Annotated in this window: 12 protein-coding genes and 1 tRNA gene; 8 read left to right on the forward strand and 5 right to left on the reverse strand. The window is 70.5% G+C overall.

Features of this window, described 5'->3' with window-relative positions:
* Positions 1-152 precede the first annotated feature (152 nt).
* Positions 153-225: transfer RNA gene (locus ABCR94_RS06980), tRNA-Arg, on the reverse strand.
* 316 nt (positions 226-541) lie between these two features.
* Here ABCR94_RS06980 and ABCR94_RS06985 point away from each other — a divergent pair.
* The 7 genes from ABCR94_RS06985 (at position 542) to ABCR94_RS07015 (ending at position 9,460) form a co-directional block, all read left to right on the forward strand.
* Positions 542-2,146 (forward strand): dynamin family protein, encoded by a 1,605-nt coding sequence (locus ABCR94_RS06985; protein ID WP_347118166.1) that lies wholly within the window; start codon positions 542-544, stop codon positions 2,144-2,146.
* 5 nt (positions 2,147-2,151) lie between these two features.
* Complete coding sequence (locus tag ABCR94_RS06990) at positions 2,152-3,930, forward strand: YfjP family GTPase (RefSeq protein WP_347118167.1); 1,779 nt, start codon at positions 2,152-2,154, stop codon at positions 3,928-3,930.
* 163 nt (positions 3,931-4,093) lie between these two features.
* A complete protein-coding gene (locus tag ABCR94_RS06995; protein ID WP_347118168.1) occupies positions 4,094-4,495 on the forward strand; it encodes a single-stranded DNA-binding protein in 402 nt (133 codons plus the stop codon).
* 428 nt (positions 4,496-4,923) lie between these two features.
* Positions 4,924-6,339, forward strand: coding sequence for a Cys-Gln thioester bond-forming surface protein (locus tag ABCR94_RS07000; RefSeq protein ID WP_347118169.1), 1,416 nt, complete (start codon positions 4,924-4,926; stop codon positions 6,337-6,339).
* A 294-nt stretch (positions 6,340-6,633) separates the two neighbouring features.
* On the forward strand, positions 6,634-8,298 hold the full coding sequence (gene ettA / locus ABCR94_RS07005) for an energy-dependent translational throttle protein EttA (RefSeq protein ID WP_347118170.1): 1,665 nt from the start codon (positions 6,634-6,636) through the stop codon (positions 8,296-8,298).
* Between the two features lie 5 nt (positions 8,299-8,303).
* Entirely contained in the window at positions 8,304-8,738 is a 435-nt protein-coding gene (locus ABCR94_RS07010) for an acyl-CoA thioesterase (RefSeq protein WP_347118171.1), read from the forward strand.
* On the forward strand, positions 8,735-9,460 hold the full coding sequence (locus ABCR94_RS07015; protein ID WP_347118172.1) for a DUF8010 domain-containing protein: 726 nt from the start codon (positions 8,735-8,737) through the stop codon (positions 9,458-9,460). The genes ABCR94_RS07010 and ABCR94_RS07015 overlap by 4 nt, the downstream gene beginning before the upstream one ends.
* Before the next feature lie 219 nt (positions 9,461-9,679).
* Here the strand turns inward: ABCR94_RS07015 and ABCR94_RS07020 are convergent, their stop codons facing one another.
* Positions 9,680-10,084, reverse strand: a complete 405-nt coding sequence (locus ABCR94_RS07020; RefSeq protein WP_347118174.1) for a globin — start codon at positions 10,082-10,084, stop codon at positions 9,680-9,682.
* A gap of 108 nt (positions 10,085-10,192) precedes the next feature.
* On the opposite strand from ABCR94_RS07020, the gene ABCR94_RS07025 reads away from it, so the two are divergent.
* A complete protein-coding gene (locus ABCR94_RS07025; protein ID WP_347118492.1) occupies positions 10,193-11,155 on the forward strand; it encodes a methyltransferase domain-containing protein in 963 nt (320 codons plus the stop codon).
* Between the two features lie 35 nt (positions 11,156-11,190).
* Here ABCR94_RS07025 and ABCR94_RS07030 read toward each other — a convergent pair whose 3' ends face one another.
* The 3 genes from ABCR94_RS07030 to ABCR94_RS07040 all read right to left on the reverse strand — a co-directional run bounded on the left by ABCR94_RS07030 (position 11,191) and on the right by ABCR94_RS07040 (position 15,037).
* Positions 11,191-12,216 (reverse strand): FHA domain-containing protein, encoded by a 1,026-nt coding sequence (locus tag ABCR94_RS07030; protein ID WP_347118175.1) that lies wholly within the window; start codon positions 12,214-12,216, stop codon positions 11,191-11,193.
* Between the two features lie 100 nt (positions 12,217-12,316).
* A complete protein-coding gene (locus ABCR94_RS07035) occupies positions 12,317-13,675 on the reverse strand; it encodes a vWA domain-containing protein (protein ID WP_347118176.1) in 1,359 nt (452 codons plus the stop codon).
* Positions 13,676-13,753: 78 nt separating this feature from the next.
* Entirely contained in the window at positions 13,754-15,037 is a 1,284-nt protein-coding gene (locus ABCR94_RS07040; protein WP_347118178.1) for a protein phosphatase 2C domain-containing protein, read from the reverse strand.
* Position 15,038 lies beyond the last annotated feature (1 nt).

Genomic DNA, 15,038 nt, shown 5'->3' on the forward strand with positions numbered 1-15,038 from the left:
GCCACCCGCAGAAACCCGGTGACAGTCGGACGCAGCCGGACCGCCCCCGCGATCACGGGGGCGCAGTCTGGCGTCCGGGTGTCGGGTGGCGCACCCACTCTGACCAGCGAAAAAGCCCTCTCGAAGAGAGGGCTGATGGTGCAAGGAATGTGTGCCCCCGGCAGGACTCGAACCTGCGGCCAAGCGCTTAGAAGGCGCCTGCTCTATCCACTGAGCTACGGGGGCCGGATCGCGGCCTCGGTGGCCTGGGCCCCGACTGGGTGGGACCTTGACCTTGCCGGGGTCAAGGATAGGGCTCCGATCACCTTGGCCCGGTTGCTTCGCCTGCGTGGCACGATGTGGAGGTTCGGTGAAGCGATCCCGATAATCGCAGGCGAGTACGAATCCCGCAGCGCTTTTGGCCTCTGGCGCCCCGGGCGTTGTGCACTCGTTATGCCTGCGCCCCACTCGTCCCGTCTGTCCCTGTGTCCCAATCGGCGCGCAGAGGGCCCATAGGCTTCAAAAACCAACTAAAATTGGGCATTCTTCGCATGTGGTGACCTTGGACGCACGGCCTCAGTTGATCGACGCACTTTCCGCCCTGCGCGACCGTGTCGCCGCCGTGCGCCTCCCGCTCCCCCTTCCGGGGGCTCCGCGCGCACGGCAGACACAGGTCGAGTTGCTTGCGCAGCTCGACGACTATTTGGTGCCCCGGCTGAGACAGCCCGAAGCGCCACTGCTCGTTGTCATTGGTGGATCCACCGGCGCGGGCAAGTCGACGCTCGTCAACTCCCTTGTGGGGAGGCGGGTCAGCGCGGCCGGGGTGTTGCGGCCCACCACGCGGACACCCGTGCTGGTGTGCCACCCCGACGATCACCACTGGTTCGCGGGACTGCGCGTACTTCCGCAGCTCACGCGCGTGTGGCAACCACAACCGCAGTCGCAACAGGAAGACGCGGCCACAGAGGGGGTACAGACCGAGGACGACGGGAACGCCCTGCGGGTCGAGACCGCGGAGACCTTGCCGCGCGGGCTCGCGCTGCTCGACGCGCCCGACATCGACTCGCTGGTCGCAGGAAATCGCGTACTGGCCGCCGAACTCATCTGCGCCGCCGATGTGTGGGTGATGGTGACGACCGCCTCGCGGTACGCCGACGCCGTGCCGTGGCATCTGCTGCGTACCGCCAAGGAGTACGACGCCACCCTTGTCACCGTCCTCGATCGGGTGCCTCACCAGGTCGTCGCCGAGGTGTCACGCCAGTACGGCGCGCTGCTGGCCAAGGCAGGCCTCGGCGAGGTGCCGCGGTTCACCATCCCCGAGCTGCCCGAATCGGCGGGCGGCGGCTCGGGGCTGTTGCCCTCCACCGCCGTCGCGCCCCTGCGGGCCTGGCTGACGCACCGGGCGCAGGACCCGGCGGCCAGGCAGCAGGCCATGAGCCGCACGGCGACCGGGGTCATCGACTCGCTGGACGCCCGGGTGCCCGGACTCGCCGGGGCGGTGGCCGCGCAGTACGCGGCCTCCGTACGGCTCACCGCTGCGGTCGAGAACGCGTACGAGAAGGAGGGTGCGCGGGTACGCCGACGGCTCCAGCGCGGCGCGGTGCTGTCCGGGGACGCGCTCACCCGTTGGCGCGGCCATCCGCTGGACAGCAGCCCGGGTGAACTTCTCGACTCGCTCGTCGAGAGCCTCACCGCGCTGCTGCAGTGCGCCGTGGCCGCCGCCGACGAGCATGTGGCCGAGGCGTGGCGCCGCGAGCCCGCCGCGGACGCCGTGGCGCTCGATGTGCCGGACCGGGAGGCGGGCGAGCGCATCGGCATGGCCGCGCGACGCTGGCGCCGGGTGCTGGAGGAACTCGCCGAGGAGGAGTCACGGGACCTGGACCGGCCGGCCGCGCCGGACTCCGAGACCGTGGCCGCACTGCTCTCGGCCGGCCTGCTCGGCGGTCGCCGGGCGCGCGGCGCGGGTGAGCGGCTGGCCGAGCGGATCGGGGTGATCGCCGCGCTGCGGCTGCGCGACAAGGGCGAGGAGCTGCTCGCCGCGTGCATCGACCGCGTACTCAACGCCGAACGCGACCGGCGGCTCGCGCCCCTCGACGCCCTCGAAGTGACCCCGGAACCGCAGGCCGACCTGATCGCCGCGCTTTCCCTACTGCAGAAGGAGAAGTGATCCGCATGACCGAGGTGGTCGGTGATCAGACAGACCGGATGGATCGTACGGAGGGCCGTGGTGTGGGGCGCTGGGACGACGGGCTGATCGCCCGACGTTCCGCCGGGCGCACGGCGGAAGTCGAGGGCGCGCAGGATGAAGCCGTGCGCCCTGTGGACGAGTCGTACGACGACCTCCCGCGCGGCGGCACGTACAGCCGTGAGCTGCGCGGACGACTCGACGCGCTGCGGGAACTCGTGGGCCTCTCCCGTACCCGCCTCGACGGCAGGACCCTCGCCGAGGCGGGGCGCGTACTCGACGAGGCGGCGGCCCGGCAGGGGCTGTCCGGCCAGCACACCGTCGTCGCCATCGCGGGCGCCACCGGCAGCGGCAAGTCGACGCTCTTCAACAACCTCGCCGGGGTGTCCATCTCCGAGACGGGGCTGCGCCGGCCGACGACATCGGCGCCCATCGCGTGCAGTTGGACGGACGGCGCGGCCGGGCTGCTCGACCGGCTCGGCATCCCGGGACGGCTGCGCCGCAGGCCCCTGAAGCTGGGTGAGCCCGACGAGGCGATGCGCGGGCTGGTCCTCGTCGACCTGCCCGACCACGATTCGGCGATGACCGCGCACCGTGACCAGGTCGACCGGGTGCTCAAGCTGGTCGACGCGGTGATCTGGGTCGTCGACCCGGAGAAGTATGCGGACGCGGTGTTGCACGAGCGCTATCTGCGGCCGCTGGCCGGCCATGCGGAGATCACCTTTGTGGTGCTCAACCAGGTGGACCGGCTGCCGGGTGACGCCGCCGACCAGGTACTCGACGATCTGCGCAGACTCCTCGACGAGGACGGCATGGCGCTCGGCGAACACGGCGAGCCCGGCGCCACGGTGCTCTCGCTATCGGCCCTGACCGGCGAGGGCGTCGGTGAACTGCGCGAGATGCTCGGGCAGTTCGTGCAGGAGCGCGGGGCCGCCGGGCGCCGTATGTCCGCCGATGTGGACGCGGCGGCGGCCGGGCTGCGCCCCGTCTATGTGGCCGACGGGCAGCGGCCCGAGCTGGGGGAGGGGGCGCGCGAGGAGTTCACCGACCGGCTCGCGGAGGCGGTGGGAGCGGCGGCCGTGGGCGAGGCGGCGGAGCGCGAGTGGCGCAGGAACGCGGGGCGGGCGTGCGGGACGCCGTGGCTGCGGCTGTGGCGCTGGTACGAGGCCAGGCGCGACCCGATGAGTACGGAATCCGTGTCCGGCGAGGCCGCGGAGGAGGAAGAGGTCACCGCCAGACAGCGTGTCGAGCTGGCCGTCCGCACGGTGGCGGACGAAGCGGCGGCCGGGCTGCCCGCGCCGTGGGCGCAGGCAGTACGGGAGTCCGCGGTGCGCGGGGCAGCCGGGCTGCCCGAGGAGTTGGACGCGCTGGCGGTGACGGCCGGGGTGCCGCAGGGCAGGCCGCCCCGGCCGGGCTGGTGGCCCGCCGCGGTGCTGGCGCAGGCGTCGATGACGCTGCTTCAGATCTACGGCGGGCTGTGGCTGGTGGGGCAGATCGTCGGCGCCCTGGAGCCCGGCCTGCTGCCGCCGTTCCTGGTCATGCTGGCCGGCGTTGTCGGCGGGCCCGTCGTGGAGTGGTCGTGCGGGGTGGCGGCCAGAGGGCCGGCGCGCCGGTACGGGCAGGAGGCTGAGCGGCGGCTGCGGGACGCGGCGGCCGGGAGCGGGCGGGCGCGGGTGCTCGACCCGGTCTCGGCGGAGCTGCTGCGCTACCGCGAGGTGCGCGAGCAGTACGTGGCGGTGACCGGGTTGTCCACAACCGGCCGGTAGTCCACAGGCTTCGGCAGGCTCGCCCCGTCCGGTCCAGCATGAGAACAGAACGCAACGCATGAGAGCGGAACAACGGCGACGACTCATGACGGATGTCCGATGTCCGATGTCCGATGTCTGATGACGGATGACGGATCGCCGATGACGGACGGGGGTGGTTGGTATGAGCGAGACCTGGGTGACGCTGGTGGGTAATGCCGCGACGAGCGTGGACTACCGGGATTCGGCGGCGGGCGGGGTGGCCAGATTCCGGCTCGCCGTGACACCGCGGTACTGGGACCGGCAGAAGGAGAGCTGGTCGGACGGACACTCCAGCTTCTACACGGTGTGGGCGCGGCGCTCGCTCGCGATGAACCTGGCCGGTTCGGTCTCGGTCGGCGAACCGCTCCTGGTGCACGGCCGGTTGAGGGTCCGCGACGAGGAGCGGGACGGGCAGCGCCGGTTCTCCGCGGACATCGACGCGCTGGCGGTCGGGCATGACATCACACGGGGGACATCGGCCTTCAGACGCGTGGTGAAGGGGGATTCGCTGCTGACGGAGCGTGCGAAGACGTCGGTGGGCTGAGGCTCCGAGGGTGGGGAAATCTCCGGGACGTGGGGGGTGGGTGGTGTGGTGTGGTGTGGGTGGGTGGCGCGGGTAGTTGTGGTGCTGGTGCTGGTGCTGGTGCTGGTGCTGGTGCTGGTGCTGGTTCGGCTGGTTCGAGTGGTGTGGGTGGTGTGGGGATCTGCGCGATGCCGATGTTCCGGGCGGGGCAGGCCCGATGCCGCCACAACACGGCCTATTCGAACGGTGATTTATCGACATCCCCAGCTCAGAGGGGGTTTGGCGATAACGATTCCGATTCGGAATGGCCATGTGACGCCATGACAGGGGGCTGTCGTTCTGCGCGTCCTTAGGATTCCCGGATACTCACGGGGCACTTGAGTCTGCCGGCGAGGCACTCCCCACACTCGCGCCACCATGCGAAAGAGCCTCGCCCGAAGGGGAATTCTGTGTTTTCTGCGCTTTCTGTACGGAGGCGGAGCTCCGGCCGTCTCGCCGCCGCGCTCGTGGCCACGGGCCTCGTCGCGGCGGGGGCGATGGTCACCGCGGGGCCCGCCGCCGCGGACGAGACTCCACAGCACCAGGGCGGCGCGGTGGCCACCCTCGACGGTCTGAAGACCTACGACAAGGCCGTCATACGTACGGGTGACCAAGTTCAGCAGATACCTGCCGGCCTCTTCGAGATGACTGTCGACGGCGGCGGCAAGCTCAAGACGTACTGCATCGACATCCACCGGGCGACCCAGGAGCAGGCGAAGTACCTGGAGAGTTCCTGGGACCAGACGTCGCTCGGCAGCAACCGCGACGCGGGCAAGATCCGCTGGATTCTGGACCACTCCTATCCCCAGGTGGACGACCTGAGCGCGCTGGCCGAGAAGGCCGGGGTCGCCTCGCTCACCGAGCAGACCGCCGCGGCCGGCACTCAGGTCGCGATTTGGCGCTACTCCGACCACGTCAAGGTCGACGCGCTCGACCCCAGGGCGGAGAAGCTCGCCGACTTCCTGGAGCGCGGCGCGCGCGGCGGCTCCGAGCCCAGGGCGTCGCTGACCCTGGAGCCGAGCGCGGTCTCCGGCAAGCCCGGCGAGAAGGTCGGCCCCATCAAGGTCCGTACCGGCGTGGGCCGCGTCACCGTGACCCCGCCCGCCGACGCAGCAGGTGACGGCGTCAGGGTCGTCGGCAAGAACGGCAAGCCCCTCACTACCGTCGTCAACGGCAGCGAGCTGTACTTCGACGTCCCGGCCGACGCGGCCGACGGCTCGACCTCGCTGACCGTGCAGGCCACCACCTCGGTCCCGGTCGGGCGGGCTTTTGCGGGGGCCACCCAGAGCCAGACCCAGATCCTGGCCGGCTCCAGCGTGTCCACCGTCTCCGCCGCGGCCACCGCCACCTGGGCGAAGAAGGGCCCGATCCCCGCGCTGACGGCCCGTAAGAACTGCGCCAGGAGCGGCGTGGACATCACCGCAGCCAACAAGGGCGACGAGCCGTACGTCTTCGAGCTGATGGGCTCCAAGCACACCGTCGGCGCCGGCCAGTCCCGGACGGTGACTATCCCGGTCCAGGAGGACCAGGCGTACGACTTCACCATCGAGGGACCCGACGGCTTCGAGAAGAACTTCAAGGGCGTCCTGGACTGCAAGACCTCGGGTGCCTTGGGCACCGGCACCATGGACCAGCCCCAGAACCGGCCCAGCCCCGCCACGGCCGGTGACGCCCCGCTCGGCGGCGAAGACGGACTCGACTTGGCCGACACGGGCAGCTCCAATGCCACGCCGATGATCGCGGGGGTGGCGATTGGGTTCGTGGTGATCGGCGGGGCGGCGGTCTTCTTCCTCCGCAAGAAGCAGACGGACTCCGCCGAGGAGTGACCCGCACCGTCACGCGGGAGTCGGCGACCTCCGGCGAGGGGTGATCCAGGAGTGGCCGAGCAGCGGCCGAGGAGTGGCCCAGCAGCGGGCGTCATCCGCCGAGGGGTGGGGGAGCGGGAGCCGAACGGGTGAACACGGACGCGCTCCGTGACCAGGCGCTCACTATGGACCCGATATGCCTTGGTATATCGGGGCCGTTTCCGTCTGGGGGTGGCCGTGCGGCAAGATGGGTGTATCTGCCCTCACGCGGCGGAGCCGAACATAGGCCCTTCTCGATCTGCCGGACGGTTTCTCTTGGCTGAGTACATCTACACCATGCGCAAGACGCGCAAGGCGCACGGCGACAAGGTCATCCTTGACGATGTCACGTTGAGCTTCCTGCCCGGCGCGAAGATCGGTGTGGTGGGCCCCAACGGTGCCGGTAAGTCCACGGTGCTCAAGATCATGGCGGGGCTGGAGCACCCCTCCAATGGCGACGCCTTCCTCTCGCCCGGATTCACCGTCGGCATCCTCATGCAGGAGCCGAAGCTCGACGAGTCCAAGTCGGTCCTGGAGAACGTCCAGGACGGCGCGGCCGAGATCATGGGCAAGCTCCACCGCTTCAACGAGGTCGCCGAGCTCATGGCGACGGACTACTCCGACGCGCTGCTCGACGAGATGGGCAAGCTCCAGGAGGACCTCGACCACGCCAACGCCTGGGACCTCGACGCCCAGTTGGAGCAGGCCATGGACGCGCTGGGCTGCCCGCCCGGCGACTGGCCCGTCACCAATCTCTCCGGTGGTGAGAAGCGCCGCGTCGCGCTCTGCAAGCTGCTGATCGAGGGCCCGGACCTGCTCCTCCTCGACGAGCCCACCAACCATCTGGACGCCGAGTCGGTGAACTGGCTGGAGCAGTACCTTTCGAAGTACAAGGGTGCCGTCGTGGCCGTTACTCACGACCGGTACTTCCTGAACAACGTCGCCGAGTGGATCCTTGAGCTCGACCGCGGCCGCGCGATCCCGTACGAGGGCAACTACTCCACGTACCTGGAGAAGAAGTCCACCCGCCTCAAGGTCGAGGGGCGCAAGGACGAGAAGCGTCAGAAGCGGCTCAAGGAAGAGCTTGAGTGGGTCCGCTCCAACGCCAAGGGCCGTCAGGTCAAGTCGAAGGCGCGCCTCGCCCGTTACGAGGAAATGGCAGCCGAGGCCGACAAGGTGCGGAGGCTGGACTTCGACGAGATCCAGATCCCGCCGGGCCCGCGTCTGGGCTCGATCGTCGTAGACGTCCAGAACCTCTTCAAGGCGTTCGGCGACAAGGTCCTCATCGACGACCTGTCCTTCACCCTGCCGCGCAACGGCATCGTGGGCATCATCGGTCCGAACGGCGCGGGCAAGACCACGCTGTTCAAGATGATCCAGGGCCTTGAGACCCCGGACTCCGGCTCGATCAAGGTCGGCGACACGGTCAAGATCAGTTACGTCGACCAGGGCCGCGCCAACATCGACCCCAAGAAGTCGCTGTGGGCCGTCGTCTCGGACGAGCTGGATTACATCAACGTCGGCCAGGTCGAGATGCCGTCGCGCGCGTACGTCAGCGCCTTCGGCTTCAAGGGCCCGGACCAGCAGAAGCCGGCCGGGATCCTGTCCGGTGGTGAGCGCAACCGCCTGAACCTGGCCCTGACGCTCAAGGAGGGCGGCAACCTGCTGCTCCTCGACGAGCCGACGAACGACCTCGACGTCGAGACCCTCTCCTCGCTGGAGAACGCGCTGCTCGAATTCCCGGGCGCGGCCGTGGTCATCTCGCACGACCGTTGGTTCCTGGACCGGGTGGCGACGCACATCCTGGCCTACGAGGGCGAGTCCCGCTGGTACTGGTTCGAGGGCAACTTCGAGTCGTACGAGAAGAATAAGATCGAGCGCCTGGGTGCGGACGCGACACGCCCGCACCGGGCGACCTACAAGAAGCTGACCCGGGGCTGACCGACGTGAGCCGTCACATCTACTCCTGCCCGCTGCGCTGGTCGGACATGGACGCCTTCGGGCATGTCAACAACGTGGTCTTCCTGCGGTACTTGGAAGAGGCGCGTATCGACTTCATGTTCCGGCTGGCGCCGGGGGAGGGCAGCACGTCCTTCACTGGCGGGTCCGTGGTGGCCCGGCACGAGATCGACTATGTGCGGCCGCTGGTCCACCGGCATGAGCCGGTGACCGTCGAGTCGTGGGTGACGAAGATCGGTGCGGCATCCTTGACCATCGCGTACGAGATCAAGGACGAGGCGACGCTGTACGTACGGGCCTCCACGATCGTCGTGCCGGTCAACCTCGCCGAGTCGCGGCCCCGCCGCATCACGGCCGAGGAGAAGGCGTTCCTTCTGGAGTACCTGGACGACGACGCCGAGGACGAGGCTGTCGCCGCGTGACGGCGCAGCGCTCCGACCGTGTGACGCTCGTTCTCGCCGACGCCGGCGAGGCAGCGGATCTTGCGGCGTTCCTCGGTCGGCTGATTCATTACGACCGGGCCGCGGCGGTGCGCCTTCAGGCGGGCGGTGGGGCGTTGGCGGTCTTCGGACGGCCGCCGTCCTTCGAGGTGCTGGCCATTCGTACGGCCCGGCTGGCGGTGTCCGCCGAGCTGGACGCCACCGTCTCGGCCGGGCAACTGCTCGAAGACATCGACGAGTCGGCGGGGACGGCGGTCGTTCCTGACGCCGTCACCGGGCCGCCCTGGGCCGGTGTGCTGCCGCCGCGCGGTGGGTGGCGCCAGGTGCCCGGACTGCCGGGCTACGAGGCGTTGCGTGGCGCGGTGGCCGCCGCGGTCGCCGAATTCCGGGCGCGGGACGAGGCGTTGGCGCCGGAGGCGCGGACCCGGGAGGAGCGCGACCGGATCGGCCGCGACATCTGGTCCCGGACGCTCGGTGACACCGGGCTGCCGCTGCGCGCGGTGCATGCGGCTCAGTCGCTCGGCTTCCTGAGGGCGGCGCCCGTACGGGCTTCGGCCCTGGGGGCGATCCCGCCGTCGCCGCCCGGCTCGGGCGAGGTGTTGACGCTGCTGGCGGCCGGGTCCTGGCTGCGGCTTCGGACGCCGTACGGGTCAATTGCCCTGCGTGGGGCGGGGCTTGGGGCGCTTGCGGTGGCGCCGGTCTGAGGGTGCGGCGGGGTGTGCCCGGTGGGGCCGCTGCGCGGGGCTTTCCCCTACCCGCCCCTTCCCGAAGTCCTCAGACGCCGGACGGGCTGAAAGAACAGGCCCCGGACGGGCTGAAAGGCAGGCCCCGGGTGGGCTGAAGGGGGCCGCCGGGCGGGCTGGAAAGGCGTCGTGGGCAGCGGAGATGGCGGTGGTAAAAGGGTCCGACGCGGCCCTGTCGGATCAGTCCGTCGTGTTCACCATCGATGCGGCCGCGTACGTCAGGTAGTTCCACAGCTGGAGCCGGTGCTCCTCGGAGAGGCCCAGCTCCTCGACCGCCACCCGCATGTGCTTCAGCCACGCGTCGTGTGCCGCCTTGTCGACCTTGAACGGTGCGTGCCGCATGCGCAGGCGGGGGTGGCCGCGTTCGTCGCTGTAGGTGCGCGGGCCGCCCCAGTACTGCATCAGGAACAGGACCAGCCGCTCCTCGGCGGGGCCCAGATCCTCCTCCGGGTACATCGGTCGCAGCAGCGGATCGTCCGCGACCCCCTGATAGAAGCGGTGGACCAGGCGCCGGAAGGTCTCCTCGCCGCCGACCTGCTCGTAGAAGGTCTGCTCCTGAAGCGTGCCGCGCGGAATATCTTTCACGTGTCCATCGTCTCAGACTGCGCGACCGAGGACTTCGGCCCCAGGCCCACCGCCGCCCGAGCATGGCCGGCACTCGCCTCCCGCGCCCCGCCGCGCGACAGTGGGCGTATGGGCGCACACGTGGACATGTATGCCGAGGCCCGCGCACGGCTGGTGCGTGAGGTCGAGGCGACCGGGGCCTTGGCGGATCCCGCCTGGCGGACGGCCTTCGCCGAGGTCCCGCGGCATTTGTTCGTGCCGTACTACTTCGTCGGCCGGACCGGCGGCTATGAGCGGCTGTGGGGCGAGGACCCCGATCCGGCACGGCGGGTGCGCTGGCTGGAAGGGGTCTACGCGGACCGGCCGCTCGCCACCCGTATGCGCGACGGCGACCTGGTCTCCTCCAGCAGCCAGCCCTCCCTGATGGCCAGGATGCTGGCGGAGCTGGAGGTACGGGACGGGCATGCCGTACTGGAGATCGGCGCGGGCACCGGCTACAACGCCGCCCTCCTCGCGCACCGGCTCGGTGACGACCTGGTGACCACCATCGACCTCGACCCGGAGATCACCGAATCGGCGCGGAACCATCTGACAGCGGCCGGCCACCGCCCCGCGGTCGTCACCGGGGACGGGGCGCGCGGCTGCCCCGCCCGCGCCCCCTTCGACCGGATCATCGCGACGTGCGCCCTGCAGTCCGTACCGCGCGACTGGCCGGCCCAGTGCAGACCGGGGGCCCGGATCCTGGCACCGTTGTCGACCGGACTGATCTCACTGGAGGTACGCGACGCCACGCACGCGGAGGGCCACTTCCTGCACACCTCCGCGTACTTCGTCCCGCTGCGCGGCGGTCCGGCCGGGCCCCTGCCGAGGAACACGGGCGGACTGCCGCGCCATGCGCTGGACAACGAGCTCTTCCGGTTCCTGCTCGGCCTGACCGCGGGCGGTCTGGACCCGCACGACGCACTCGCGCTCTGGCACCGTGAGAGGCGTCCGGAGCGTGAGCGCTTCGGTGTCACGATCACCGCGGACAGCGAGTGGGCCTGGCTGGACGACCCCCAGGGGCCGTACGCCTGGCCCCTGGCCGGCCGCTGACCTCCGGCCGACCCGACCGCCCAGAAACCCTCGGCTCAGGCCCGGCGGACCGTGATCGTCGTCCACGCGCCGACATGGACCCGGTCGCCGTCCTGGAGCGGGATCGGCACGTAGGGCTGGATAGGGTCCTCGGCGCCGTTGACCGTGGTGCCGTTGGTCGAGTTCTGGTCGACCACGGCCCAGCTGCCGTCGGGCTGCTGGACCAGGACCGCGTGCTGGTGCGAGACGCCCGGGTCCTCCGGCGGTACGGACAGATCGATATCGGGGGCCTCGCCCGTGCTGTGGCGGCGGCGGCCGATGGTGATCTGGTTGCCGGTGAGCGGGCGCTGCTGCTCGGGCGAGTACGCGGGCAGGTTGAGCCCTGCCGCGTCCGGACCGCTGCGCTGCATCATCGCCATGAAGTAGTCACGGTCGGGCCCCACGGTCGCGGTCCAGCTCGTGGGCGCGGCGACGGGGGGCTGGTACTGCTGCGGGGGTGCCTGCTGCGGCTGGTGCTGGTGCTGTGCCTGCTGGGCTTGCTGTGCCTGTTGCTGCTGCGACGGCGGGGGCAGCATCCAGTCGTCCTCGCCGTTCCCCTGCCGCTGCGGCGCCTGCGGCTGCTGGTGGTGCTGGGGCGGTGCGGGCGGGCCCGGCTGCTGCTGGAAGGGGTGCGGCGGCGCCTGCTGCTGCTGCTGCGGCGACTGGAACCCGGGCGGCAGATTGAGACCGGAGCCGGAGTCGGCGGCAGGGCCCGAGCCGGGACCCGCGTTGTGCGGGGCGACCGGCGTGTAGGAGGTCGCCGTACTGGTGAGGAAGTTCCACCGGCACTCCTCGCAGTACGGAGTCATGCCCTCACGCGGGGTGCGGCACTGCGGGCAGAGCTCCGCCTGCTGGGTGGCGTCGGAGCCGCGCGCGAAGGGGTCGGTGCCCTGCGCGTAGGGGGCCTGGCCCTGCGGCGGGTATCCGTAACCGGGAGCGGGCGGCGGGGGCGGAGGCGGCGGCACGGCGCCGGCCATGCGATGGCCGCAGACCTCGCACCAGTCGTCGGAACCCGACTGGTGTCCGTTCGGGCAGGTCGGCATGTCGGCGCTTCCCCCTCTCAGTCCGGCCCGGAGGCCGTAAATCGGTACTTACTTCACTTGCTTCGCTTATTGCCTGGCTTACTTCTTGGGTCGCTCTGCGCTACTTCTTGACGCGAACTGTCTTCGTGGAGCGTGTTTCGAGGGTCATCTCGTCCGCATCCGCGACTTTCGCCTTCAGTCGCACAGTACCCGTCGCCTCGTCGACGACGTCCACCACCTTCGAAAGCAGTTTCGCGGTGTCCGCGTTCCCCGAGGCCGCCGCGAGCTGCACCGCACGGCCGAGTTTCGCGGTCGCTCCGTCGTAATCACCCGACTTGCGTGCATCAAGCCCCTGTTGGATGACTTGTGCCAGTTCGGCCTGACCTGTGTAGTGCGCGACCTGTGGATTGATGGACGTGGAGGCCACCATGTCGTCCGTCCACACGGCTCGCACGAGCCCCTGCGAAAGCGTCTGCGGCGGGCCTTCGCCCACCGTCGGCAGGACGAGCGAGACCCGGGCCGCCAGCATCTCCTGGCCGATGCCGGCCTCGGGCACCTGCACGCACACGTGGTAGTCGCGGGACTCGTCGCCCCAGGAGCCCGTCGGGTAGTCCCCGGCGCGCGGGCCCACCTCGGTGCGCCGCGGGGTCAACTCCTCGACGGCGGGCGCCACTTGTTTGACGAACTTGATCTCCACGCCGACGGGCGTCCACAGCCGCAGAGCGACGTCGGCGACCTCCTTGCCCATTGCCTCCTCCATCATCTGCGTGAAGTCGGCCGACAGGCCGGTGGGATCGGCGACGATGTCGGCCGTGCCCAGGAGCGCCGAGGCGATGCCGGTGACCTCCTTGACCTCCCAGTCCGTGCCGACGCCACGGGCGTCGCAGGTGAAGCGGCCCGCGCAGGAGTCGAGCGCGGCCCGCAGAGCCTCGGGGGACTCGTGCTCGTTACGTCCGTCGGTCAGCACAATGCCGTGTCTGATGGCGACTTCGGCCGAGCCGAGCAGCCGGTCCGCCAGTTGCAGCCAGGTGCCGATCGCCGTGCCGCCGCCCGCGCTGAGCTTGCGCAGGGACTCCTTGGCCTGGGCCCTGGTGTGGCTGTCCGCCACCGCGAGAGCGCCATCGCCGGGGTAGACCTCCTTGGCGATGTGCGTACCGCCGACCACCGCGAAGGCGACGCCGTCGCGCAGGGTGTCGATCGCGGCGGCCGTCGCGTCCCGCGCGTTGCGCATCTTCGTGGGCGGGTAGTCCATCGAACCGGAACAGTCGACCATGATCACAACAGCGGCGGCAGGCCCCTGCCCGGGTATGAACGTGGGCGAGACCCCGGCCCCGGACAGCCGTGAACTGCCGCTCGTACCACCGCCGGTGGAGGTCACCGTGACAATCGCGTTGACCTCACGACCGCCTTCCGGCAGATATTCGTTCTGATAGACCTCGACGGAGAATTGCGGCACACGGGACTTGGAGAAGTTGGCCATCGAATCGGCTCCTTGAGGCTCCACGTGACAAGTGGTGAAGGCGATGAAGAGGTGAAGTAGCGGGAAGAAACAGTGGTCCTACGCCGTGCCGTAGGCCGATCCTGCCCCTTGAGGCGGTACGTGGAACGGCAGCACGGCCACTGTTACGTTGTCGTGGCCCCCGCCGTCGAGCGCGTGCCCCACCAGCACCTGGGCGCAGTGCAAAGGCCGCTCGGCGGCGTCCGCCGGTGTGACCCGTGCCATTTCCTGCGCCGCCTCCGAGTAGTTCCACAGCCCGTCCGTGCACACCACCACTACACCGGGCCGGTCAGGCTTGAAGGAAGCTGTGTGCGGCTCCAGTTCGTACGCGTCGGCGCCGAGCCACCCCGTGATGGCGTGGGCACGGTCGTCGGCGTACGCCTCCGCCTCGTTCATCAGGCCGGCCGCGACCATCTGGGCCGCCCACGAGTCGTCCTCGGTGAGGCGGGCGGGCGGCGCCGTGCGGTCGTCGGGCACCCAGTAGACGCGGCTGTCGCCGACCCAGCCGACGACGAGCAGGCCGCTCGCGACGATCGCGCCGACCAGGGTGCAGGCGGGCGAATTGCGCTGCGGATCGTGCTCCATGGCCTGAACGGGGTCGTTGGCCAGGGAGTTGACGGACTCGGCCGCCGCGACGATCGCCTCGTGCATCGCCTGCTGCGGGTGCGTGCCGCGCGGCAGGGATTCGAGCAGGGATTCGTTGGCGGTGCTCGCCGCGGCCGCCGACGCCTCGTCGGGGCGGGTCGCCGACGACACGCCGTCGCAGACGATCGCGACGACCGCGGGCGAACCGTCGGGCAGGGCCGTCGTCGAGAGCGCGAAGGCGTCCTCGTTGCGGTGGTGGCGCAGACCGCGGTCGCTGACCGCGGCCACCGCGTCCAGCTCCTGCTCCATGTGGTCGCGCTCGCGGGGCTGGGCGTGGCCGCAGTTCTCGCAGTAGCCGTCCTCGTCGATCCGGCCCGCCCGGCAGGCCACACAGAGCTTGCCGCCCAGAGGCGTGCCGGCCGGCGGGGTCGCCTGGTGCTCGGGGGACCGGGGGTCGGCGGGCGGCGCCTCGTCGGGGGAGGCGAGCGCGAAGTCCTCGGCCGGGGTGCCGGGGGAGGGCGGGTCGTCGAACCGCAGGGCCGCGGTCGCGGCGGGCGACGGATCGCCGCGCTCCGCACCCACGGCGGGGCTGCCCGCCGAGGCGGCGCGCGGCGCCACCGCGATGGCCACCGTCGGGTGGTCGTCCGGCGGCTGCGGAACGGCCGACAGGTCGTACCCGCACGCCCCGCAGAACAAGTCACCCGTATCCAGCGGCTCCTCGCAGCCGGGACAGGCGGACAGCTGGTGCATCTGCGACATC

Source organism: Streptomyces changchenzhani, assembly GCF_039766235.1.
GTDB lineage: Bacteria > Actinomycetota > Actinomycetes > Streptomycetales > Streptomycetaceae > Streptomyces.